At 34.4% G+C, this 23,170-nt stretch carries 21 protein-coding genes and 1 other RNA gene; 8 read left to right on the top strand and 14 right to left on the bottom strand.

Annotated elements, in window-relative coordinates:
- Positions 1-80: 80 nt before the first annotated feature.
- Entirely contained in the window at positions 81-1,142 is a 1,062-nt protein-coding gene (locus tag Q7C23_RS11440; RefSeq protein ID WP_375032645.1) for a WD40/YVTN/BNR-like repeat-containing protein, read from the bottom strand.
- A 120-nt stretch (positions 1,143-1,262) separates the two neighbouring features.
- Here Q7C23_RS11440 and Q7C23_RS11435 point away from each other — a divergent pair, with 120 nt between their 5' ends.
- From Q7C23_RS11435 to Q7C23_RS11425, 3 genes are all read left to right on the top strand, one after another.
- The gene (locus Q7C23_RS11435; RefSeq protein WP_375032644.1) at positions 1,263-2,579 is read left to right on the top strand and encodes a hypothetical protein; all 1,317 of its coding nucleotides are present in this window, start codon (positions 1,263-1,265) and stop codon (positions 2,577-2,579) included.
- Positions 2,580-2,708: 129 nt separating this feature from the next.
- Complete coding sequence (locus Q7C23_RS11430; protein WP_072972711.1) at positions 2,709-4,682, top strand: KUP/HAK/KT family potassium transporter; 1,974 nt, start codon at positions 2,709-2,711, stop codon at positions 4,680-4,682.
- A 149-nt stretch (positions 4,683-4,831) separates the two neighbouring features.
- Positions 4,832-6,046: an RsmB/NOP family class I SAM-dependent RNA methyltransferase gene (locus Q7C23_RS11425; RefSeq protein WP_194656942.1), complete on the top strand. Its 1,215-nt coding sequence runs from the start codon at positions 4,832-4,834 to the stop codon at positions 6,044-6,046.
- Between the two features lie 85 nt (positions 6,047-6,131).
- On the opposite strand, the gene Q7C23_RS11420 is transcribed toward Q7C23_RS11425, so the two are convergent.
- Positions 6,132-7,175 (bottom strand): AMP-binding protein, encoded by a 1,044-nt coding sequence (locus tag Q7C23_RS11420; protein WP_375032643.1) that lies wholly within the window; start codon positions 7,173-7,175, stop codon positions 6,132-6,134.
- A gap of 6 nt (positions 7,176-7,181) precedes the next feature.
- Entirely contained in the window at positions 7,182-8,114 is a 933-nt protein-coding gene (locus Q7C23_RS11415; protein ID WP_375032642.1) for a lysostaphin resistance A-like protein, read from the bottom strand.
- 112 nt (positions 8,115-8,226) lie between these two features.
- Here Q7C23_RS11415 and Q7C23_RS11410 point away from each other — a divergent pair, with 112 nt between their 5' ends.
- Both Q7C23_RS11410 and Q7C23_RS11405 read left to right on the top strand, forming a co-directional pair.
- Positions 8,227-8,571, top strand: coding sequence for an arsenate reductase family protein (locus tag Q7C23_RS11410; protein ID WP_375032641.1), 345 nt, complete (start codon positions 8,227-8,229; stop codon positions 8,569-8,571).
- 94 nt (positions 8,572-8,665) lie between these two features.
- Positions 8,666-11,155, top strand: coding sequence for a TonB-dependent receptor domain-containing protein (locus Q7C23_RS11405; protein WP_375032640.1), 2,490 nt, complete (start codon positions 8,666-8,668; stop codon positions 11,153-11,155).
- Positions 11,156-11,584: 429 nt separating this feature from the next.
- Here Q7C23_RS11405 and Q7C23_RS11400 read toward each other — a convergent pair whose 3' ends face one another.
- Positions 11,585-11,764, bottom strand: coding sequence for a hypothetical protein (locus Q7C23_RS11400; RefSeq protein ID WP_375032639.1), 180 nt, complete (start codon positions 11,762-11,764; stop codon positions 11,585-11,587).
- 34 nt (positions 11,765-11,798) lie between these two features.
- Between Q7C23_RS11400 and fumC the strand changes: the two genes are divergently transcribed.
- Complete coding sequence (fumC, locus tag Q7C23_RS11395; protein ID WP_375032638.1) at positions 11,799-13,184, top strand: class II fumarate hydratase; 1,386 nt, start codon at positions 11,799-11,801, stop codon at positions 13,182-13,184.
- Between the two features lie 191 nt (positions 13,185-13,375).
- On the opposite strand, the gene Q7C23_RS11390 is transcribed toward fumC, so the two are convergent.
- Positions 13,376-14,575 carry an NAD(P)-dependent oxidoreductase gene (locus tag Q7C23_RS11390; protein ID WP_375032637.1) on the bottom strand — a complete coding sequence of 400 codons (1,200 nt, stop codon included), beginning with the start codon at positions 14,573-14,575 and terminating at the stop codon, positions 13,376-13,378.
- Between the two features lie 240 nt (positions 14,576-14,815).
- On the opposite strand from Q7C23_RS11390, the gene Q7C23_RS11385 reads away from it, so the two are divergent.
- Together Q7C23_RS11385 and ssrA are read left to right on the top strand one after the other, a co-directional pair.
- Positions 14,816-16,018, top strand: coding sequence for a serine hydrolase domain-containing protein (locus Q7C23_RS11385; protein ID WP_375032865.1), 1,203 nt, complete (start codon positions 14,816-14,818; stop codon positions 16,016-16,018).
- Positions 16,019-16,085: 67 nt separating this feature from the next.
- Positions 16,086-16,481, top strand: a transfer-messenger RNA (tmRNA) gene (ssrA, locus tag Q7C23_RS11380).
- Here the strand turns inward: ssrA and Q7C23_RS11375 are convergent.
- The 9 genes from Q7C23_RS11375 to Q7C23_RS11335 form a co-directional block, all read right to left on the bottom strand.
- Positions 16,436-17,992: a recombinase family protein gene (locus Q7C23_RS11375; RefSeq protein ID WP_375032636.1), complete on the bottom strand. Its 1,557-nt coding sequence runs from the start codon at positions 17,990-17,992 to the stop codon at positions 16,436-16,438. The genes ssrA and Q7C23_RS11375 overlap by 46 nt on opposite strands.
- Positions 17,943-18,140 (bottom strand): hypothetical protein, encoded by a 198-nt coding sequence (locus Q7C23_RS11370; protein WP_375032635.1) that lies wholly within the window; start codon positions 18,138-18,140, stop codon positions 17,943-17,945. Before Q7C23_RS11370 ends, Q7C23_RS11375 begins: the two co-directional genes overlap by 50 nt.
- Positions 18,141-18,202: 62 nt before the next feature.
- The gene (locus Q7C23_RS11365; protein WP_375032634.1) at positions 18,203-18,487 is read right to left on the bottom strand and encodes a hypothetical protein; all 285 of its coding nucleotides are present in this window, start codon (positions 18,485-18,487) and stop codon (positions 18,203-18,205) included.
- Between the two features lie 11 nt (positions 18,488-18,498).
- A complete protein-coding gene (locus Q7C23_RS11360) occupies positions 18,499-19,551 on the bottom strand; it encodes a hypothetical protein (RefSeq protein WP_375032633.1) in 1,053 nt (350 codons plus the stop codon).
- Positions 19,552-19,577: 26 nt separating this feature from the next.
- The gene (locus Q7C23_RS11355; protein WP_375032632.1) at positions 19,578-20,378 is read right to left on the bottom strand and encodes a hypothetical protein; all 801 of its coding nucleotides are present in this window, start codon (positions 20,376-20,378) and stop codon (positions 19,578-19,580) included.
- Between the two features lie 23 nt (positions 20,379-20,401).
- Positions 20,402-20,713: a hypothetical protein gene (locus Q7C23_RS11350; RefSeq protein WP_375032631.1), complete on the bottom strand. Its 312-nt coding sequence runs from the start codon at positions 20,711-20,713 to the stop codon at positions 20,402-20,404.
- Positions 20,714-20,719: 6 nt separating this feature from the next.
- Positions 20,720-21,589, bottom strand: coding sequence for a conjugative transposon protein TraN (traN, locus tag Q7C23_RS11345; RefSeq protein WP_375032630.1), 870 nt, complete (start codon positions 21,587-21,589; stop codon positions 20,720-20,722).
- An 11-nt stretch (positions 21,590-21,600) separates the two neighbouring features.
- A complete protein-coding gene (traM, locus tag Q7C23_RS11340) occupies positions 21,601-22,893 on the bottom strand; it encodes a conjugative transposon protein TraM (RefSeq protein ID WP_375032629.1) in 1,293 nt (430 codons plus the stop codon).
- A gap of 4 nt (positions 22,894-22,897) precedes the next feature.
- Positions 22,898-23,164: a hypothetical protein gene (locus Q7C23_RS11335; RefSeq protein ID WP_375032628.1), complete on the bottom strand. Its 267-nt coding sequence runs from the start codon at positions 23,162-23,164 to the stop codon at positions 22,898-22,900.
- Positions 23,165-23,170 lie beyond the last annotated feature (6 nt).

The raw sequence follows: 23,170 nt of genomic DNA, 5'->3' as shown, positions 1-23,170 counted from the left end.
AAACAACAGCGATAAGCCCCCTATATAATAATACTTACTTTATTATTTAGGGGGCTTATTATTTATAAACTATTTATTTTTTATTTAAAGCGTAGTCTTACCATTTTGTTATGACCTGCCGCAATTGCAGTGTTTCGATTGATGAAACGAATTGTAAAAAGCTTTGAATCAGTTGATAATTGCGTCCAGTTTTCTCCTCCATTTTGAGAGTATTGTATTCCTTCTGAACCAACACAAATAATTTCTTTACCATTCCCTCCCGGAACATATTGCACACATGATGCATACCCAAATCCCATGTTCTGTCCAATTATCTGCCAGGTTTTTCCACCATCAGTAGTAAAGGCCTTATTTCCAGATTTATTGTTCGGAAGTTCATAATCGCCACCGGCAATAAATCCGTGTTTAGAATCGTAAAAATCAGCAGTAAAAATACCTGTCATTGTTTTCCCCTGAACAATAGGAGTCTCAGTTACTTTCCATGTTCTCCCTTTATCAGGAGAATAAAAAACACGTGCTTTTTTACCTCCGGAAACCAGCCAGGTTTCATCACCATTTATTACAATATTTGTATTACTAGCTGCAAAAGCTGCTTCACCCTGAGCATTAGTCGGTAATTTATCTGATAATAATTTTGTCCAGGATTCACCCCCGTCACGTGTAACAATAATAGAGAAAGTATCTTCAGTCGGATCTCCTATCGCAATCCCTTCTTTATCATTCCAAAATTGCATACTATCGTAAAAAACTTTAGGATTAATTTCTTTGTAAACTAATTTTACTTTGTGATCTTTTTTAGAAACCTGATAAAGAAGTGCGGGATTTCCCACACTTAATAAAAAGATATTTTTTGAATTTTGGGCAATACTTCTGAATTCTAACTTCAAGGTATCGCGGTAAATATGCTCTTCAAATTTTTCTTTTTTTTCTAAATCATAATATCCAAAACGAGAATTATCTCCACCGTACCAAATTTTATCCTTATCAATAGAAATGGCTCTAATACTAATTTTATCCTTAAATAAAGTATCCACCTGCATTGATGTAAAACCATTTAAAAACAACTTTTCACTCTTGTTATTCAGCGTTTTAAAGGACACGAATAAAACAAAAGCGCAACAAAACAATAATACTTTCTTCATATAGGTAGAGATTTAGGTGTTGCTAAAATACAATTATTTATAACATATAAAATAGCTTTTGTTTTTTTTTCTGGCACAGTAATTGGATATCCCTGAATATTAATCTTAATATGATTTGCCATGAAAGCCAAAGTACTTTTTTTAGTGTTCTTAGCAATAGGTCTTAGCTCTTGTTCTGCACAAAGCCAAACCACAGTATATGCGAAAAATTCAGATATCAGCGATAATTTAGATTTAAGAGCGGTTGCCTCCATTTTTGGAGAATCAGCTAATCTTCAGGATTTTGAAAGACGTTTAAATGATCCTAAATATCAAATATCAAATCTAGATTTAAATGGAGATGATCAGGTGGACTATCTTCGTGTAATCGAATCTGTAGAATCGAGAACTCACGTTGTCATTATTCAGGCGGTTCTTGATCGTGATGTGTATCAGGATATTGCCACAATTGATGTAGAAAGAGATAATTACAATCAGGTAAATGTACAGGTTGTTGGAAACAGCTATTTATACGGAGCCAACTATATTTATGAGCCTGTTTACAGTGTTGTTCCGGTAATTTATACCTCATTTTGGGTAACAAACTACAGACCTTATATTTCTACCTGGACATGGGGTTATTATCCAACTTATTATTATGCATGGAGACCTTATCCAATTTACAGATACAGAAATAATATCAACGTATGCATAAACGTAAATAATCATTACAATTATGTTAATACCCGAAGAAGCTACAGAGCTCCTGCATTGTACGAATCAAGACGTACTTACGGATATGAAAGAATGCGTCCAAACAATAGTTTTGCACAAAGACATTCAAATGTTAATAATAGATATGAATTAGATCAAAGACGTGTTGCGAGCAGAGAAACAAACAGAAATTCTAATGTTTACAGCAGCAACAGATCTAACACGAATAGGGTTTCTGGCAACAATACCACAAATTCAAACAGAGATTATAGTCAAAACAGAACAAACTCTGATAGAAACTACAACTCAAATCGTGTTTCATCAAGAGACAATCAAAACAGAGTAAGCACACCTTCAAGAGTTGAAAACACACAGAGAAACGCTGAACCAAGACGTGATTATTCTGAGAACAATAATTCAAGAGGAAATTCTGAAAATAGAATGAATACAAACAGAACCGCTGCAACTCCAAGAGCTGAAGCACCTAGAAACTCAGACTATAACACGAATAACTCAAGAGGAAATTCTGAAAACAGAATGAACTCAAATAGAACAGCTTCGTCGCCAAGAGCAGAAACATCAAGAAACTATTCTGAAAACAGATCCAATGCTGCAAGACCGCAAACTACTCAAAGTCCTCAAAGATCTGAAGCACCACGAGTAAGTCAGGAATCACGAGGAGGAGGTCAATCGCAAAGAGAGAACAACTCAGGCGGTTCAAGAGGTAACGGTAGAAGAATTTAATCTCAAACCATATTTCAGTAAAAACTAAAAGCACAATTGTTTAATTGTGCTTTTTTTTATTTTTACTATTAATTGACGCTAATTTATTTTAAAACAGTAAATTTGCAACCGTCTTTTATAAAAATATACATGAGCGCAGCGCATAAAAACTTACACAGTAAGTTGTCTATTGGAGGTTTATTGATCACATTAGGAATTATTTATGGAGATATTGGTACATCTCCATTGTATGTAATGAAAGCCATCTTAGGTGATCATATCATCAATGCAGACATCGTTTTAGGAGGTATCTCTTGTGTCTTCTGGACATTGACATTGCAAACCACTATAAAATATGTACTTATCACGTTAAGTGCAGATAATCATGGCGAAGGCGGTATTTTTGCTTTGTATGCCTTAGTTAAAAAAACCAAAATTCAATGGCTCATCGTGCCCGCCATTATTGGAGGAAGTGCATTGCTTGCAGATGGAATTATTACCCCACCCATTTCGATTTCCTCTGCCGTAGAAGGAATCAGGGCATTCTATCCAACAATGGAAACTTCAACCATTGTCTATATCGTAATCGGAATCTTATTCATATTATTTACTATCCAACAATTTGGAACTAAACTAGTTGGTAAGTTTTTTGCTCCTATGATGTTAATTTGGTTCGCGATGTTAGGTACGTTGGGAGCTATTCAAATTTTAGATCATCCAGAGGTTATAAAAGCTATTAATCCGTATTATGCTTACCATTTGCTATCCATACATCCTGATGGTTTCTTCGTTTTAGGATTTGTATTTTTATGTACTACAGGAGCTGAAGCATTGTATTCAGATATGGGACATTGTGGACGAAAAAACATTAGAATTAGCTGGATTTTTGTAAAAACAACTTTGGTTTTAAATTATTTTGGTCAGGCTGCTTACTTAATTCACCACGAAGGAAATACATTACAACAATTAGGCGGAGAAAACGGAAATCCTTTCTATCTTATTATGCCACACTGGTTTTTGCCATTTGGAATTGTAGTAGCTACTTTAGCAGCTGTAATTGCTTCTCAGGCACTTATTAGTGGTTCATTTACTTTGATAAATGAAGCAATGCGTTTGAATTTTTGGCCGAAAGTAAAAATCAAATATCCAACTGAAGTAAAAGGACAATTATATATTCCATCAATTAACTGGTTATTGTTTTTCGGTTGTGTTGGTATTGTATTGCACTTTCAGGAATCAGGAAATATGGAACATGCTTATGGTCTTGCTATTATCTTATGTATGATCATGACAACTATTTTGCTGAATTATTACTTAATCATGAAACGCGTGAAACTATACTTTATGGTTCCCTTGATCACGATTTATTTATTAATTGAATTTAGTTTCCTATTTGCTAATATTACCAAATTTGCCGAAGGTGGTTACGTGACTTTAATCATAGCAATAATGCTTATTTCGATCATGACGATTTGGTATTTGGCTAAGAAAATTAATAAAAGCTACACTAAAATCATCAAGATCGATGATTATAAGAAAGTTTTAATGGAGTTGAGCGAAGATCTTTCAATCCCTAAATATGCAACGCATTTAGTATACATGACTAATGCGAATCGTGTTGATGAATTGGAGGAAAAAGTGATTTACTCTATTTTACAAAAACGTCCAAAAAGAGCTGATATCTATTGGTTCGTACACGTAAACATTTTGACTGAACCTTATAAAACACAATATAAAGTTACTGAAATTGCGAAAGACGATATTTACAGAATTGACTTTAATTTAGGGTTTAGAGAGCCTACCAAAATCAATTTGATGTTTAGAGAAGTAATTCGCGACATGGTAAAACGTGGAGAAGTGGATATCACCAGCCGTTACGAATCATTGAATAAAAACAATATTATTGGTGACTTTAAATTTGTATTGTCTGAGAAGTTTTTATCAAATGACAATGATTTAAGATGGCACGAAAACATTATCATGAACTCTTATTTCTTTATTAAGAAACTGAGTTTGTCTGAAGAAAGAGCTTTTGGTTTAGACAGTAGTTCTGTAAAAATAGAGAAATTCCCAATGGTGCTTCACGCTCCGGAAAATATCGGATTAACCCGAATTATAAAATAAAATCATCCCTAAAATAACGCAGAAAAACACTCTTTTAAACTTTATCAGAGTGTTTTTTTTTCTTTTACTGAAAGTCGAAAAATAAGAATCAAAATTAAAAATTTAACTTTCAATCAATTAATAGTACCTTTGCAACTCAAATAATTAAAATGAGATTACACAGAAATTTAGTTTATACTACCATCGATTCTTTAAATGCTATCTTCAATGAAGGAGAATATGCAGATAAAGTGGTAGCAAGAGCATTAAAAAAAGACAAACGTTGGGGAAGTTCTGACAGGAAATTTGTTGCTGAAACGATATACGAAATTGTTCGTTGGAAAAGATTATACGCTGAAATTGCCGAAGTTAAAGAACCTTTTGACAGAGACAATTTATGGAGAATGTTTGCTGTTTGGGCAGTTTTGAGAGGATATCCTATTCCGGATTGGAGACAATTGGAAGGCACTCCTGAAAGAAAAATAAAAGGCCGTTTTGACGAACTTTCAAAAACCAGAGCATTAAAAGAATCTATTCCGGACTGGATGGATGAATTGGGTGTAAAAGAACTTGGCGAAGCCGTTTGGTCGAAAGAAATTACCGCTCAGAATCAACCTGCAAAAGTTATTTTAAGAACCAATACTCTTAAAGGAACTAAAGAAAACTTAAGAAACACCTTGATGGATTTAAATATTGAAACAGAATATTTAAAAGATCAGCCGGAAGCTTTGGTTTTAAAAGAAAGAGCAAATGTATTTCTAACAGATGCTTTTAAACAGGGACTTTTTGAAGTTCAGGATGCTAACTCACAATTGGTTGCCGGTTTTCTTGATGTAAAGCCAGGAATGCGTGTGGTTGACACTTGTGCCGGAGCCGGAGGAAAAACATTGCATATTGCTTCTTTAATGGAAAACAAAGGACAATTGATTGCAATGGATTTGTACGAAAGCAAATTGAAACAATTAAAATTAAGAGCGAAAAGAAATGGCGCTTTTAATATTGAATATCGTATTATTGACACTACAAAAGTGATCAAAAAATTACACGAAAAAGCGGACCGTGTTTTAATTGATGCACCATGTAGCGGTTTGGGGGTTTTAAAAAGAAATCCTGATGCGAAATGGAAATTACAACCTGAATTTATTGATAATATCCGTAAAGTTCAAAGTGAAGTTTTAGAGAGTTATTCTAAAATTGTAAAACCAGGCGGAAAATTAGTTTACGCCACTTGCTCTGTATTGCCATCAGAGAATCAGGAACAAGTGGAGAAATTCTTAAAAACTGAAATCGGAAAACAATTTACATTCATAAAAGATCGTAAAATCTTGGCCTCTGAGTCTGGTTTTGATGGATTTTACATGGCGTTGTTAGAACGTAAAGCTTAGATTTAAATTCCAAAATAAAAAAATCCCAAATTCCAGATATTAAATTGGAATTTGGGATTTTTCTTTTTTATAATAAATTATCTTTTTAAGATTGCAAACTTGGCTTTCTTAGTAATTTTCCGTTTTCATTTTCCTTGAATTTCGGAACAAAAACTATTTCTTTTGGTTTTTCGTACTTATCTAAAACATCAAAAAAATCAGCAGCAAAATCTTGTTTTTCCCCTTCAATAACCAAAATTAATTTCTCTCCCAGAGTAACATCCGGTATTCCGGTCACAAAAAATCTGGAATCTAATTTCTCTATCAGCTTTGCTTCTATTTGTTCAGGAATCAGCTTCACTCCTCCACTATTAATCACATTATCAATTCTTCCTAAAAAGATAAATTGATTTTCTCTTATTATTTCAACTAAGTCGTTGGTAACAATCGGCTCATCAGAAATTGACGGTACTGTAATCACCAGACAACCACGATCATCCTGTGCTATTTTTACATTTGGTAAAACAGTAAAAACACTTTCCCCTAATTTTTTCGCAGCAATATGGGTAATGGTTTCTGTCATACCATAGGTTTCGTAAATCTCTGTTTTCAAAGGCAATAATTTAGCTTCAAGGGCCGAATCCAATTTTGCTCCTCCAATGATTAACTTTTTTACATTTACTAATTCTTCAATCGAATTTTGAACCTGTAAAGGTACCATTGCAACAAAATCATATTTGGTTTCATTTAGCGCTAACGGTTCTGTACTTGGTGTTACGACATCTAAATCGAGACCTAAAATTAAGCTTCGAACCAACATCATTTTACCGGCAACAAATTTTACCGGCAAACACAGCAAAGCTTTATTACGAGGCTCTAATTCAAAGAAATCTCCAGTAGCCAATGCCGATTGAATCATAGCTTGTTTCTCTAATTTTACAGTCTTAGGAAGTCCGGTTGTCCCCGAAGTTCTCATTTCGATATAGTCTTTATTATCGAACCAATCCAGTAAAAATTCGCCTATAGCCTGTTCATTTACATCACCTTCTTTTATATAATCATAAGCCACCCGGCACAAATCAGCTGCATTTAAATGGTATCCATTTATCCGAAAATGGTTGTGAACGTTCTTGTGTGTTAATTCTAACATAAGTATTTAGTTTGATGTCTCTAAGATACTAATTTTCCCTGTTAATTTTTCTTTCCAATTACTCCATTTATACTTTTTGGCAAAAATAAAAAGCAAAATTGGGTAAACCACAAAAATAGGCAGAATCACATCCAGTCCGGCTGAAGGCTCTGACATATCTTTAAAGATAGAATAGGTCTGAAACACTGACCAATCTGAAGTAACTAATATAGCTCCAACCAAATTATTAGCAGCATGAAAACCTAAAGCCAGTTCCATTCCTTCATCCATTAACGTGATGATTCCCAGAAACAATCCGGTTCCAATGTAATAAATCATAATAACATAACCCATTTTTGCAACTTCAGGATTAAAAACATGCATTGATCCAAAAATCAGCGAAGTCATCAGAAGCGGAAACCATCTATTTTGAGCCAGATTAGCAAATCCCTGCATTAAATATCCTCTAAAAACATATTCTTCAGTACTCGTTTGTATCGGAATAAATATTGTACCCACTACAACTAAAATTAAGAAAGGCAGCAGTTTAAAATTCCAGACAAAATTCTCTGGAGATCTCATATAGATTGCCCAAAAACTTAGAGCTGAAAATACAGCCCATAACACAAATGAAAATAAAATACGGTTCCAATCTATCTTTTTACGTGATGTCGTTACGGACAAAAGTGTTTGATCATGCAAATACTTCACAACAAGGTAAATTCCTGCGAAAGCAAAAGCAAAAGAAATCATGATCAAAAACAAAGTAAGATTGGGATCAAAAATGCTCATAGCTCCAGCGTTGTCCGTAGGGAAAGCTTTTTTGTTTACAAAACTGGAATATAAAAGTGCTGCAGAGAAAGGAATTTGTCCTATAAAAGATGCAATAATAATTAAAACGGATCCGACTAGATAGAGCCAAAATTTGTTTTGTGGTTTAATTCCCTGTTCTAAAAACATATTTTAAAATTTAAAAATGAGGATTCAATTTAATAAGTAAATCTTACTTTTGGTGTTGCTAAAATACCTTTTTTTGCATTAACTATTCTTACAACATCCTAAATATAACAAAATGATACAAATTTATCATAATCCACGTTGTGGAAAATCAAGAACCTGCCTTGCTTTTATGGACCAGGCTAACCAGGAATATGAAATCATTCCCTATTTAACAGAGACTCCAACATTTGATGATTTAAAAGTTTTACTGGAAAAATTAGGTCTTGAACCACTTCAATTAGTCAGAACTAAAGAAAAAATCTGGATTGAAAATTATAAGGGAAAAACATTGACCAACGACCAAATCATTCAATCAATGATTGACAATCCAATTTTAATCGAGCGTCCAATTGTAATAAAAGACGGAAAAGCGATTATTGGAAGAGATTTAGATTTGGTCGCTTCTTTTTTAGATTGAATATAAAGTGTCATATTAACATTTTTTTGTGATTTCATTCATTAAACCAAAAGCTACTTTTGCGGTCTAAGAGTAAATGAAACCAAAAATAACAATGAAAAAAATCAAATTTGCTGTATTACTTGTTCTTTTCTTGACAAGTTTTTACAACTATGCACAGCAGCCGCCTACAGGTAAAAACAAGGTAAAAGTTAGCGGAAAAGTATTCGAAAAAGTTAGTAAACAACCACTTGAGTATGCTACAATCTCGATCATGGCTCCAAACGACACCAAAGTTATTGCAGGAGGAATCACCAACCCAAAAGGTGAATTTGAAGTAGCTGTTGCTCCTGGCACTTATGATATAAAAGTTGAATTTATTTCGTTTAAATCAAACGAAATTAAAGGAAAAAACATTTCAGGCGATACTAATTTAGGAGTTGTAAATTTATCAGAAGATGCAGCACAATTGAGTGAAGTTGTTGTTCGTTCCGAAAAATCAACAGTTGAAATTAAACTAGACAAAAAAGTTTATAATGTTGGTCAGGACATGATAGTAAAAGGCGGAACTGTAAGTGATGTTTTAGACAATGTTCCGTCAGTTTCTGTTGACACGGAAGGAAATGTTAGTTTGAGAGGAAGTGATAATATCCGAATTTTAATTGACGGAAGGCCATCAAATGCTATAAATGTTGCAGAAGCTTTACGTCAGCTTCCTGCAGATGCGATTGATAAAGTTGAAGTTATTACCAATCCATCAGCACGATATGATGCTGAAGGTGGATCAGGATTAATTAATATTATCCTTAAAAAAGGTAAAAACCAAGGTTTCAACGGAACTTTTATTGCCTCAACAGGAATTCCTGAAACGTATGGTTTAAGTGCTAATTTAAATTACAAAACAGAGAAATTAAACTACTTCACTACTGCAGGTTATAATTACAGAACCAATGAAGGTGGTGGTGGAACTACTTCTGAATACTTCGACAAAACTACCGGAGCTACAACAGGTTTTTTAGACGAAGATCGTGACACAAAAAGAACCAGAGACGGTTTTAATGGGAGAGCCGGAATAGAATGGTCAATCACACCAACCACTTTCTGGACCAATGCCATCAACTATCAAAAAAATTCAGGTGAAGATGAAGACATCATCAATTACCAAAATTTTGATGCAGATCGTAATTTTACAGGTACATCTTATCGTCTAAATAACGGTGATACAGGAAGCGAAAATGTAGAGTTTACTTCAAATTTAATTAAGAACTTTAATGATAAAGGACACAAACTGACTGCTGATTTCTCTATTTCAAGAAACACAGACGACAGCAACAGCCTTATCACAGGATCTGACAACTTTAATAATACATTAAACGATCAGGTTCAGAAACAAGTTCAGTTACAAGCTGATTATGTTTTGCCTTTAGGTAAAGGAAGTCAATTTGAAGCTGGATATAAAGGAAGTTTTGGAGATTTAAATAATGAATATTACGTTCGTGATGAAAATGGCGCAATTCCAAATTTATCAAACAACTTAGAGTACAAAGAAAACATTAATGCACTTTATACTTCGTACGGATTTAAAGTAAACAAATTCTCTTATTTATTTGGTTTACGTTGGGAAGATACCAATATTCAGGTTAACTTGTTAGACACTAACGATTTCAATACAAAAAAATACAACAATCTGTTTCCAAGTGCTTTTGTTAGTTATGAAATCTCAGATCAAAGCAATTTCACTGCCAGTTATAGTAAACGTTTATCAAGACCAAGAGGACGTTTCATGAACCCGGCGGTAAACTATTCAAGCAACGTTAATATTTTTCAGGGAAATCCGGATTTAGATCCTTCCTTAACTGACAAATATGATATAGGATTTATAAAAAGATGGGATAAGGTAACTTTCAATACATCAGCTTATTTTGAAGATACAAAAGATGTTTTTAGCTTCGTGAGATTCCCTACAGGTGAAGTTGTAACTCCTGATGGCGAGGTCGTAACTCCCGCACCAGGCGAAAATATTGATGGTGTTCCGGTTATTAAAAGTACACCCATTAATTTAGGAAAAGAACAGAAATTTGGTTTCGAATTTACGCTGAATTACACTCCTTTTAAGTGGTGGAGATTAAACAGTAACTTCAATCTTTATAATGTAAAAACAACCGGAGAGAACAGTTACACAGATACAAATGGTGATCTTATAGTACAAAATCTTGACAATCAGGCCAATTCTTGGTTTGCAAGAATTAGTTCTAAAATTACATTGCCGTACAAAATCGACTGGCAATTAACCGGAATGTACAATGGTGAGCAAAAAACAGCACAAGGTAAAAATCTGGGCATGTTTGGTTTGAATACCGCTTTCAGTAAAGATGTCTTAAAAGACAAAGCAACCATTGCTTTCAATATAAGCGATATTTTCAACTCAAGAATCATGAAATCATACACTTATCTTGATTATCAAACTTCATACAGTGAAATGCAATTCCGTAAACGTCAATTCAACTTATCGTTTACTTATCGTTTCAACAAACCTAAAAGCGACAGAGAAAAGAATGCACAGCCTAGAAATGAAGGTGATGGTGGAGGAGAATTTCCTGGATAAACTTAGTTAAATTCCAAAAATAAAAATTCCAAATTCCAATTAATCAAATTACTGATTGGAATTTGGATTTTTTTTATTGGATTTTTTTCACAAAAAAAGGACTCGTATAAACGGGTCCTTTCTTTATGAAGTCAATTTAAAATTAAATTGATTGCTCTTCTTGTCTCTTTTTTGCTCTTTTCTCTTTGAACATCTCCCAGCTTGCTCCCGTAACCCAATAAGATACGAAACCAACTAAGAAAAACATCAACCAAAATCCTATAGTTAGTATGGTCAAGAAAAGTAAAAAGCCTAAGTACTGTGAAAATTCAAACATGTTTTCCGGAATTTTTGAATGTAAGGACAAATGTAAGTTTTATATTTTTCCTTAGCAATAAAATCCAACTCAATTTTTATAAAAACACAATTATCCGTATATTTAAACTCATTTTAAATAAGGATTTTTTGATATGAGAAACCTCGTTTTTGTTGAACAATCTCAAATAGAAGAAGATGAGTATTTTCAGGAGCTGGTACTGCTGTCCTTCCAATCTTTTGTGGTGAACCCCACCACAAAAAGATTTTCCCTCCCACCAGGGCTAGGGCACTCATTTTCAAAAGATCTTTCATTTTTTAATCATACAATAATAAATACACCTATATAATGAAATACAGAATAGAAAAAGACACCATGGGCGAAGTACAAGTCCCGGCTGATAAATATTGGGGCGCTCAAACAGAACGTTCCCGAAACAATTTCAAAATTGGACCATCGGGCTCAATGCCACCAGAAATCATTGAAGGTTTTGCGTATCTAAAAAAAGCGGCTGCTTATGCAAATTACGATCTTGGAGTTTTGCCTATAGAGAAAAGAGATGCTATTGCAGTAGTTTGCGACGAAATCTTAGAAGGAAAATTAGACGATCAATTTCCGCTTGTAATCTGGCAAACCGGTTCAGGTACACAAAGCAATATGAACGTAAATGAAGTTATTGCCAACCGCGCTCAGGTTCTTAAAGGTTTTGAAATTGGCGAAGGCGAACAATTCATAAAAGCTAATGATGATGTGAATAAATCACAATCCTCAAACGATACTTTCCCTACTGGAATGCATATTGCAGCTTACAAAGTCATTGTTGAAACAACTATTCCGGGAGTTGAGAAATTACATGCAACCTTAGCAGCAAAAGCAGTCGAATTTAAGGATGTTGTAAAAATTGGCCGCACGCACCTTATGGATGCTACACCTTTAACTTTAGGTCAGGAAATTTCAGGATATGCCGCTCAATTGTCTTTTGGTTTAAAAGCCTTAAAAAATACTTTAGCTCATTTATCAGAAATCGCATTAGGCGGAACTGCTGTCGGAACGGGCTTAAATACCCCAAAAGGTTACGATGTAAAAGTTGCCGAATATATTGCAAAATTCACCAATCATCCTTTTGTAACGGCAGAGAATAAATTTGAAGCATTGGCAGCACATGACGCCATTGTAGAAACGCATGGTGCTCTAAAACAATTGGCTGTTTCTTTAAATAAAATTGCCAATGATGTTCGAATGCTGGCATCAGGACCGCGATCCGGAATTGGTGAAATCCATATTCCTGAAAACGAACCGGGTTCTTCTATTATGCCAGGGAAAGTAAATCCAACGCAATGTGAAGCCCTAACCATGGTTTGTGCTCAGGTTATCGGAAATGATATGGCAATTGCTATTGGCGGAATGCAGGGCCATTATGAATTGAATGTTTTTAAACCGGTTATGGCGGCAAATTTCCTTCAGTCAGCAAGATTATTGGGCGATGCTTGTATCTCATTCGACGAACATTGCGCTCAGGGAATCGAGCCAAACTACAAACGTATCAAAGAATTAGTAGACAACTCCTTAATGTTAGTTACGGCTTTAAACACTAAAATCGGATATTATAAAGCCGCAGAAATAGCACAAACCGCTCATAAAAACGGAACAACTCTTAAAGAGGAAGCAGTTCGTTTGGGTTATGTAACTCCAGAAGATTTTGATGCCTGGGTGAAACCGGAAGAGATGGTTTGATTTAATTGTTAATGGTGAATGGTGAATTATTAATTGATTTGGTTTGCGTCACTTCAACTAAAGAAAAGTCACTTCTTAATAGCGAACAATTATGTTAGTTTCAATAATAAAAAGGGTTTTATAGAAGTCTAGACTTCTATAAAACCCTTTTTATTAGATCAAATCATTAATTTACAATTAACCATTAATAATTAACCATTGACATAGTCTTGCAAATAAGCAAACCTTGGAGTCAATTTTCCTTTTTCAGTAATTTTGGCTCTTTGTAGAATTCCGTCTTTATCTCCGTTAAAAAATGCCGGAATAACATGTTCCATAAATTGCTCTCCAAAACCTTCACTTGCATCTTTCGGAATTTCGCATGGCAGATTATCAACCGCCATTACTACAATTGCAGCAGGATGAAAAACATCAACTTCTTTATTTTCTAATGGGAAATAACCATAAATAGGTTCTTCAATAGTAGAAGAACGCAACGTACAGGCAATTGGCCCCTTAACATCACATGAAATATCAGCAACAACTCTCAATTTACAATCACTTGCATTCAACATTTCCTGAGTTAAAATCATTGGTGCTGCATTGTCATAAAAATGACCTGCGTAATATATGTCAGATACTTTCGTGAATTTTTCAAAATCAGAAACGTATGCTTCAGGATGTGAGGTAAAATCATTGAAATCTAAAACCTGTCCGTCTATTCGTTTATTGTATTCTAAAACATCCAATTGCACATAAACCGACTGCGTATAATTTTTGGTCAAATAATTATCGACAGTAATTTCTTTTACTTTAATAGCATCCAAAATTTCTTTTGCGCCACTTCCTACCTTTCCAGTTCCCGTAAGTACAAATTTTAAAGGCGGTAAAGTAATACGTTTTAATTGCTCGATTAGAGCTTCTTTTCCAGCCAGTGTTTCTGCTTTAGGCAATTTGAACAATTCAAATTTTATTCCGAAAGCGCGAATTCCGTTGTAAACGCCAACCATTCCGGCATATTTTCCAAAACCAATCAAACGACGATTTTCAGCATCCACAATAGTTTCATGGTCGTATAAATCGATATTTTTTTCTAAAATTGCTTTCAACAATTTTCTATTATAAGGCTGCTTTTTTATGGTATGCGAAAAAAAGAAATAAGCCTTATTTGGAATCAAATTCTCCACAGGAACTTCTTTTACTCCAAATAAAACATCGCAATCAGATACATCATCTGTCACTGTTATGCCCATACTTTTATATTGCACATCAGTAAAAATTCGAATATCAGAACTTTCAACTTCAACAGTGGCTTCATGATAAAGCTGTTTTAATTTAGCAAGCTCACTTGGCGAGAACACTACCCGTCTGTCTGGTGGGGATTTTCTTTCTTTTATAATTCCAAATTTCATTTATACGAGATTAAAATAGATATTAATATAACTTTTTAGATTCAATTTGTTTCAAATATAACAAAAGTAGTTAAAATTTTGTTGTTATTTTCTCTTTTTAAACATTTTTATAACGCTAATAGCTGATGTACAATCGACTAACAAAAAAAGAAGTTAAAACAATGTTAAAATCAGATTTCTGAAAGAGTCAAAAACCGAAAACATAAATATTGAATTCTATATATTTGTTTTTAAAGAATGATGAAAATGAGTCTCCTAAAAAAAACAAATATACCACAAATACTTTTTCTAATCTTAGTTTTAAGTTCATGCGGAAAAGATAAAAAAACAAGTGTTGATACCGCTTCAACAGTTGAAGATACAATGCCAAGAATGAAGCCATTAGGTCCTGAAAAAAGAATTTCACAGGCCTATATAAATTCAGTAAAAGGGAGAATAAATCATTTTTACAATAAAAACTGGCCAAACAACAGCATGAACGGAAGCTTTCTTGTTGCGCGCAATGGTCAGATTATTTTTGAAAGATATAATGGATATGCCAACAAAAATGAAGGCACAAAAATAACGGCAGAAACACCTGTACAAATTGCTTCTGTCAGTAAAGTATTAACTGCAACGGCGGTATTGAAATTAGTCAATGCGGGTAAACTGCAATTAGATCAAAAAGTAAATACAATCTTAAAAACTTTCCCATACGAAGATTGTACGGTTCGAATGCTTTTAACGCATCGCAGTGGTATGCGTAATTATGCCTATTTTACAGATCACGACAAATCGGTTTGGGACAGACACAATCAGCTTACCAATCAGGATATTTTAGATATTTTAGCCACAAAAGACATTGGACTGGAATCCAAAACAGGAACACGTTTTGGCTATTGCAATACCAATTATGCCATGCTTGCCCTTATCATCGAAAAAATTACAGGCTTACAATATAAAGAAGCCATGTCTGAAATCATTTTCAAACCTTTAGGCATGACACATACCTATGTTTTTGACGATGATAAAGAAAGAAAAACGATTGTTCCTTCATATAAAGGAAATGGTGCCGAAATTGGTTTTGATTACCTGGATAATGTTTACGGAGATAAAAACATATTTTCGACAGTACGCGATCTTTTAAAATTTGACAGAGCAAGAAATTCACCTGACTTTTTGAAACCTGCTTTATTAAAAGAAGTATATACGGGTTATAGCAACGAAAGAAAAGGGACAAAAAATTATGGTTTAGGTATCCGAATGATCAATTGGGAAACGGGACAAAATTTCTATTTTCATAATGGCTGGTGGCATGGTAACACCTCCTCTTACATTACTTTAAGGAAAGAAAATGTTACGATTATTGCCTTATCCAATAAAATGACCAGAAACACTTATGCGGTTCGTAAACTGGCGCCAATATTTGGAGATTACCCTTTTAATTTCAGGGATGAAGAATAATATAATTTTTAAGTAAAATTTATTATTTATCTAAGCGCAAATAGTATAAATTTGCAAACTCATTTTTGGGGTCGACTGGTTTTGACAGCAAGTCGAATTGGAAAGTAAGCACGTCGAGCATTGAGACCTTGCTCGTAAATATAAGATCTTACAATTTTACACGGCGAAAATAACTACGCTTTAGCTGCATAATCCGAATTATAGTAAGATTAGCCACGTCCCTATAAGATAGGGAAGCTGGATTCTCCTTGAAAGCCTTGGTTTGTGGCGGTCAGTTTAGGGGAACCGTAAAAATAAACCTAGATTTCCATGAGCTTCGGGTGGAGATCGAAATTAAGAAGATAAGTGTTGAGTGGTTGTTCCTGACCTAGCTTAACATCGAAAATCCAATCAGGAAATAAACGTGTAGAAAGCTCTTTAGTTGCTTGTTTGGACCCGGGTTCGATTCCCGGCGACTCCACTCGACGGGATAATTGAAAAATTATCCCGTTTTTTTTCATAAAAAAGCAAACCTTTCTTTCTCATTACCAAGTGATTAACAGCAAAAACATGATGCATTGTAGGTGTTCGATAGATACCTTTTTCATAGTACAAATTGCTGTCGAACACCAATTTTACAAACTCTCGTTTATCTAAGGTATCTCCACTGTTGTACAGATTTGAAACATCTGTCATTACTTCTAAATGTTTTTGCAGGATTTTAAAAGCCTCAGATGAATTACCGCTTAATCTTTTTATAGATTCCTTATTATTTTCAATTGTAAATTTATATGTGGCATACCATCTATCATAAGTGTCCTTATTGATTTCGCTATTAATCCATTTCTCCTCTAACAGAAACATTTTTTTTTCTGTATCTTCTAATTCCTGTCTTTTTAGTTCTGCTTTTTCCTTATTATTTTTTAATTCGTCAGCTACAGAACGGTCACATCCTTCCCTAATTTGATCAACGTTCCTCTTAGATAGACTCATTAATTCACAAATTTTTAAAAATTGCTCATGCGATTTTACAACGCTTATATTATTATGTTTTGGACATTTACATTTATAATAATAAAAATAGTTTCCAGATTTACCACGAGAAGGCGCACCTGTCAGTAAATTTCCACAATGGCATTTTAAAACACCACGAAGAGGCATTTGATCATCAATAATTGTTCTAACTTTATCCGGTTTTATCATCTTGCTCTGAACCATCTTCCATACATTAATATCAACAATTGGTTCATGAATACCGGGAAATAATCCTCCCGGATGTTCTTTATAAGCCTCAACTTTTAATAAACCTGCATAAACTGAATTAGTTAATACTCTGTGTATAGCGTCATTTCCCAATCGACTAAAACCCAGTTTTGCTGCCATTTGTTTAATCATTGTAGCTGGTACATCACGTAAATAAGCATCATAAATAAAATTCACTATTTTAGCTTCCTTCTCATTAACAACAAGTTTTCGCTGCTTTCCTAGTCCCTCCTTTCTATAACCAAAAGGCGGTGAATTATGAACAAAACGACCTTCTTTAGCACGAGCAGTATAAAGTCCGCCTTTAATTTTTATACTTCTATTAATATTATCCTCCTCAGCCAATAAAAGCTGTAAACCAGCTCTAAAAAAACTTCCTGGGGTATCATAATCAAAAATAATCCCTTCAGAAACACTAACTACCTGAATTCCATATTTATTTTGAAGAGTTTTTACCAGACTCATAGCCTCTCCAGCGTTGCGGCTAAACCTATCCAGTTGATCAACCAGAAGATAATCAACATTTTTATAATGTTTTGAAATAAACTCCTGAAGCTTAATAAAATCGGGACGATCAAATGTCTTAGCACTTTTTCCTCTGTCAATGAATGTATCGACTAATTCAATATCATTTGATTTTATCCATTGATCTGTATACATTTCCTGTCTTTCGATCGAGCCGTTACTCTGCCCAATCTGACTGAATCTCAGATATCTTATCGCCTTTTTCATAAAACTCTTTTAAGGTGCTTGAAACAATTATTTTAATAAATAAATTTACTAATTTCTGTTCTCTTACTTTATCAATTTCATCAAAAGTTTCTTTAATTATATGATCTTCATCTACAATTTTCTTTTTTAACTTTTTTATCTTCTTCATTGCTTTATCGATCTAACAAAAAAAAGCCCAATTAAGGGCTTTTCGATTTAATACTTTTTTATCTAACTCATAAAATAAATTTTACTAGCCTGCGTCTTTTTAAATGATGGTTCATATGTAATATATCCATATTCACTTAATTCGCGTATACATTTATGATAAGTACAGGCAGATAATATTTTTGCTTTTGGCGTTATTTCATGTCTGTAAACTTGAATTGGGTTAATAAAACCCTTATCAGCACGGTATTGAAGTAAGGCAGCATATATAGCGATATGTGTGGTACTTATCCGAAAATCATTTTCAATAGCAGTAAAAAAATCAGATAGAGGTTTTAAATTTTCCATAGCATTTAATCTTATAAACTATTACTTCTCACATGTCTTTTATTTTTAATGCTTTCCTGTACTACATGATTTTTTTTCTCTGGCTTTCCCCTTTCTGTACTTTTCTCCAATCTATTTGTTAGAGAAATTCTTTTTTGGCTTTCACTATAAGCAATGAGACATTTGTGATGCGGATCAGCTTCAATAAAGATCTTTTGCTCCGTTTGGTCCTTTAGCAATGCTGCCTCCTCCCTACCGCCCTCTTTGAGCGAACTAATCATGGCAGTAAGTTCTGATGGGTCCGAAATTTTTAATGGCAGCCGGGATAAAGCTTTTTCAATACTATAGCCGTAGCTTTCCTGGAATTCTTTCAAGCGATAATTTCCATCAACGTCTTTATCGTTAAGATCAAACTGAAACCATTTTTCGTCTCTCTTAACGGATCTTCCAGCCAGCAAATTGTAAACCTCTTTCAGACTAAAGTTATTTTCTTCATTAGTTTTAAAATAATAACTTCGCTCTTCATTAGGCTTACGATCATTTTTCAATGTGGCCTTATAACCGTCAAATTGATATCTTCCGCCATCCTGATTACTAAAATCAAGCCTATATTCAATTCTTTCTTTTTCACTTATATAATAGGAAACCGGAATCGAAAATTTTGATTCCCCATTTTGTATACAGTCTTGTACTTTTTTAAAAACATCGGTAAAACCTATCTGCTTTAGTTTACTATCTAAATAGCTGTTATTATTTGATATCCGCTGGACATAAGAACTATTTTCAGGAGTTATACCTGAAAGCAAATTAGAAATAGTCTTCAGGAGCCTGAGTACAACATTGGGGTAAAGCGTTACAAGCATACCTTTTTTTTCTTTTTTAAGGATCTGCAGCATTAACCTTTCCTCAATGTTGACTGTAGCTTTAAATTTATAAAAGAGATAATCATAATATTTGATTCTTTCTTTAAGAAGTGCGGTGTTAATCGTTGGGCTTGCAGAAAACAATTTTGCCAGATGTTCTTCCCTTGCTTTCCATTCGCGCAAATCCGCTTCAACTCTGTTAACTCTAATCTGTGGCCCCATCTTTACAATTTAAATTCTCTTTTAGCTCATAACGAATTCGCCTTCCTTTTGCTTTTAGTCTTGTTCTTCTCCGATGAAATATCCTCGCTCGCATTATCCTGATTTTGTCTGGACTCTTTGGCGGTTGATTTCCCTTCACTCTCTGATTGTTTTTGCTCTTTAGTTTCACGGCTGTTTACTCGCTGCATGTTTTCGTCATACATTTTTATCGTTTTAAAATGAGGTTCAGCCTGTATAAAATGTTTCTTATCAGATCCGTCAATTTTAATAGTTACAGATTGTAGATTTCCTCTTTTTAGTGAGCTTAAGAGGTTTTCTTTATGATCAGCATTACCAAGTTCCTTGATTGCATATTTGCTGAGAACCCCTTCCAAATCATATCCGTAATTTTGATGATATTGCTCGAGTTTAAAATTTCCACTTTCTTCAGAATTTTTAAAATCAATTTTCAGCCAGGCGTTATAGACCTCTCCTTCTTTGGTTTTTAAATCTTTATTTACCGAGCGGCCTTCCAATAAATTGTAAGCTTCCTTAAGTGTAATGCTGCTGCTGTTGTTATTGATATAAAAAGTCTGTTCCAGCGCGTCTTTGGAATCTTCTTTTTTAAGGTTCACGTGGTAGGAATTAAAAAAATATAAATCGGTCTGATCTGATTTTTTAAAATTCAACACTGCAGTCATGGAATCTGCTCCATAGACACCTTCCTTCGTTAGCGTAAATTCTGTCTCCCCTTTAAGCATTTTCTCCTTCAAGTCCTGTTCGAATGTTTCTCCAAAGCCAGTGTATTTTAACTGGTCTTTTAAGAACTCTAAATTTTTCTGATTCATAATGTTTGTATTTAAGTTATTTTCTAAAATTTTCTTCTTATCCCTTTCCAAACGGGCAAATGCGGTAAGATCAAGAGTGTGGCGGTATCAATTTCGCTTTTCATAACTATCTTTAAGTTATTTATAAGCGAATCTGTTGGCATACTTTTAAAATAATCTACATCGTTAGCTCCAACAAGGCAATAATCCTCCGCTCCCATTGATGATTTAAAGAACTGAATAGTATCGCTATCGGTTAGCATATTTACAGGATATGCTATACAGCGATATCCGTAAGATGCCATTTCCTCAGCTAACGACAACAACATTTCAGTATCAGCTATATTTATTATCATAATGTTTTAACGTTTAAAGCTGAGAGTGCTGAATTCTTCAATTGGAAATACTTTATCAGTCAGCTTATTATCAACATCAAGCTCTAAATGTCTCCCGCCGCTTTTTTCAATGAGCTGGATTGTCAGATACTTATGCTCGGGAATTGTAAATTTCTCGAGTGCATACACTTTTATTACCTCAGACTTATAAGGAATCACAGCAGCTGATGAACTTTGGTACAAAGGCTCTATTTCTATTTCCTGCGATGCAGTGCGTTTTGATTTTTTCTGGTCTCTGATAAAAAAACGAAGCTGATCTATATCGTAGTTGATTTTCGATTTATTTTCAAACACTACCCTCAAATACAGAACATCCTGATGAATAAAAATACCGTTTACCTCCAGACTTATCTGAAACTTTAACTTCTTTAAACCGCTGGTCTTTTTCTTTTTGGATAATGCAAGGGAAGCGCACTGTTCTATTTTCTTCTGATTTTCGTTATCAAGCGAAAACAAAATATCCCCATTAACTACAGCCGTATGATCAGCTTTAATATTTAAGTCAGGGCATGATTCATCATAGCTCAGAACAAATACATATAACCTCGAGTCAGCTGTTACAACTGTGAGATTGGTCTGGGTAAAATTCTGCTTTGCCGCTTTGACCAGTAAAATATTCTCTACCCCTTTGGCCTTCTGAATTAAAACATCCGGGCTTCCCTTATCAATGCTTTTGATGGCATATGGAAAAACGATACTGGTGGTTTTCGAATATCCAATGTGCAGCTTTTTAAATTCGTCCTGACTTACACCATCATCTTTATTTACGAACTGCGCAAAGCCCGATAACACTGTCATAAGACAGCATAACATAAAAGTCCAGTTTCTAATTTTCATCTTTTAATTTTTTAATTTTTCAAATTCTTTTGTTTCTCATCAAAAAGCAATACCTGATAACCGGCTTTAACAACCACTTTAATGAGTTTTACTTTTTTACTTATCAGGCTTTTTGCAGCTTCAATTCCCATTCCTGCCGCCTGCGCTCCCCAGGAGTCCGTAACTCCTGTAAGTCCAAGGGCCTGAATAGACCTGTCTGCAGAAGCCTTAGCTACATCCCGGTTTATAGCTCCTGGAATATAAATTCCATCAATACCGTCCATATCATACACCGTCAATTGTACCGGGAAAATTGAATTTCGATACTGGATATTATCAATCTTAATCTCCAGTCTTTCTCCTTTCAGGGAGGCCATTCCGTATATAAATGTATTTTTGGGAATCACAATTCCCTGAAGAAATATATCACTACTCAGTCGGAGCTTAACCACAGATCCGTTGACAATGGTTTGGGTCTGGTGGATAACAGCCTGAATTGAATTTTGGTGCTCCTCCTGCTCTATATTCTCATCAACAGTATAAAAAGAGTTGCTCCTTATAGAACTCAGATCGGTATTGTCCTGTCCAAGTGACGTCACATTATCTTCTTCTTTTCTACGGTTAACGGTGAAGACTTTTCCTTTTTTACTCGCTGAAGACTCCTTGAGTCTTTCCTGCACACGGGATGGATGCTGGATATCCAGTATGTTTTCAAGCATTCCCCCAAGCTGTTGGAGTTCCGGGTCGGGCTCCTGTGATTCGCCCATCGTATTCATCAGCTGTTCCAGGTCCTTTATCTCGTCCGATACACCTTTGGATGAACCGTAGTTTTCAAATTCTCGCATATCCTGACCATAACGATCAGGCACGGAGGGCTTACTAATTGTTTTTTGGAGGGCTTCTAGTTTTTCGTAAACTTTTTTCTCACTTGTACTCTGAAACGAAGTCGAATTAAAACCCGTTCTTTTTTTCGGCAGCTCCTGCGCCTGAAAATCAATTTCAGAAAATGCACCAAAGGGTTCTTCCAATACTTTTTTATTGGAATAGTTGGGATCTTTTTTTATCTGTTCCTGAAATTTTACAGAATCTACGGCCGCCTGATCATAATAACTCATTTTATCGAGCGCAGAATCTGGTGTAAATTTTGGAATTGGAAGCGTAAAATTGAATCCCTTACGAATTTTGTCTGCATCTGCAATCGCTTCTTTTTGTCCTCCTCCTAAAGTGTAAAACAGTATAGTAATGAAAGGAAGTGTTATTAACGGCAGAACCAATAGCATTTTTCGTTTTTTTGCCTCTTTAAGCGATATTGTTTTATGTTCCATGGCCTTATTTTTTCGAATTATTAATTTTAATTTTTGCAATTACGGTGGTGTTTTGAACCGTTAGATTGTTACTCTTTGAGAATGCCGCATAAATGTTATAGACAAAGTAAGCTGTTGTGAAAATCGTAAATAATACCAACAGGCAAATGAGCTTTCTTCTGGAAAGACCATTTAGAAGTACATCCATTTTCTGAGCCCATTTAGCCTGTGCAAAATGAAAATACTTATGATAGGTAAATGACGTTTCTTGTTTTTTGAATAGTGATTTCATGGCTGT

The sequence above is a fragment of the Flavobacterium sp. LAR06 genome, from assembly GCF_041946075.1.
GTDB lineage: Bacteria > Bacteroidota > Bacteroidia > Flavobacteriales > Flavobacteriaceae > Flavobacterium.
The sequence above is the reverse complement of the archived record's forward strand: the minus strand, read 5'-3'. Positions and strand labels throughout refer to the sequence as shown.

Bases quoted from the DNA above. Each gene is read 5' to 3' on its own strand.
- Q7C23_RS11440 (WP_375032645.1), bottom strand. From the start codon at position 1,142: ATGAAGAAAGTATTATTGTTTTGTTGCGCTTTTGTTTTATTCGTGTCC.
- Q7C23_RS11435 (WP_375032644.1), top strand. From the start codon at position 1,263: ATGAAAGCCAAAGTACTTTTTTTAGTGTTCTTAGCAATAGGTCTTAGC.
- Q7C23_RS11430 (WP_072972711.1), top strand. From the start codon at position 2,709: ATGAGCGCAGCGCATAAAAACTTACACAGTAAGTTGTCTATTGGAGGT.
- Q7C23_RS11425 (WP_194656942.1), top strand. From the start codon at position 4,832: ATGAGATTACACAGAAATTTAGTTTATACTACCATCGATTCTTTAAAT.
- Q7C23_RS11420 (WP_375032643.1), bottom strand. From the start codon at position 7,175: ATGTTAGAATTAACACACAAGAACGTTCACAACCATTTTCGGATAAAT.
- Q7C23_RS11415 (WP_375032642.1), bottom strand. From the start codon at position 8,114: ATGTTTTTAGAACAGGGAATTAAACCACAAAACAAATTTTGGCTCTAT.
- Q7C23_RS11410 (WP_375032641.1), top strand. From the start codon at position 8,227: ATGATACAAATTTATCATAATCCACGTTGTGGAAAATCAAGAACCTGC.
- Q7C23_RS11405 (WP_375032640.1), top strand. From the start codon at position 8,666: ATGAAAAAAATCAAATTTGCTGTATTACTTGTTCTTTTCTTGACAAGT.
- Q7C23_RS11400 (WP_375032639.1), bottom strand. From the start codon at position 11,764: ATGAAAGATCTTTTGAAAATGAGTGCCCTAGCCCTGGTGGGAGGGAAA.
- fumC (WP_375032638.1), top strand. From the start codon at position 11,799: ATGAAATACAGAATAGAAAAAGACACCATGGGCGAAGTACAAGTCCCG.
- Q7C23_RS11390 (WP_375032637.1), bottom strand. From the start codon at position 14,575: ATGAAATTTGGAATTATAAAAGAAAGAAAATCCCCACCAGACAGACGG.
- Q7C23_RS11385 (WP_375032865.1), top strand. From the start codon at position 14,816: ATGAAAATGAGTCTCCTAAAAAAAACAAATATACCACAAATACTTTTT.
- Q7C23_RS11375 (WP_375032636.1), bottom strand. From the start codon at position 17,992: ATGAAAAAGGCGATAAGATATCTGAGATTCAGTCAGATTGGGCAGAGT.
- Q7C23_RS11370 (WP_375032635.1), bottom strand. From the start codon at position 18,140: ATGAAGAAGATAAAAAAGTTAAAAAAGAAAATTGTAGATGAAGATCAT.
- Q7C23_RS11365 (WP_375032634.1), bottom strand. From the start codon at position 18,487: ATGGAAAATTTAAAACCTCTATCTGATTTTTTTACTGCTATTGAAAAT.
- Q7C23_RS11360 (WP_375032633.1), bottom strand. From the start codon at position 19,551: ATGGGGCCACAGATTAGAGTTAACAGAGTTGAAGCGGATTTGCGCGAA.
- Q7C23_RS11355 (WP_375032632.1), bottom strand. From the start codon at position 20,378: ATGAATCAGAAAAATTTAGAGTTCTTAAAAGACCAGTTAAAATACACT.
- Q7C23_RS11350 (WP_375032631.1), bottom strand. From the start codon at position 20,713: ATGATAATAAATATAGCTGATACTGAAATGTTGTTGTCGTTAGCTGAG.
- traN (WP_375032630.1), bottom strand. From the start codon at position 21,589: ATGAAAATTAGAAACTGGACTTTTATGTTATGCTGTCTTATGACAGTG.
- traM (WP_375032629.1), bottom strand. From the start codon at position 22,893: ATGGAACATAAAACAATATCGCTTAAAGAGGCAAAAAAACGAAAAATG.
- Q7C23_RS11335 (WP_375032628.1), bottom strand. From the start codon at position 23,164: ATGAAATCACTATTCAAAAAACAAGAAACGTCATTTACCTATCATAAG.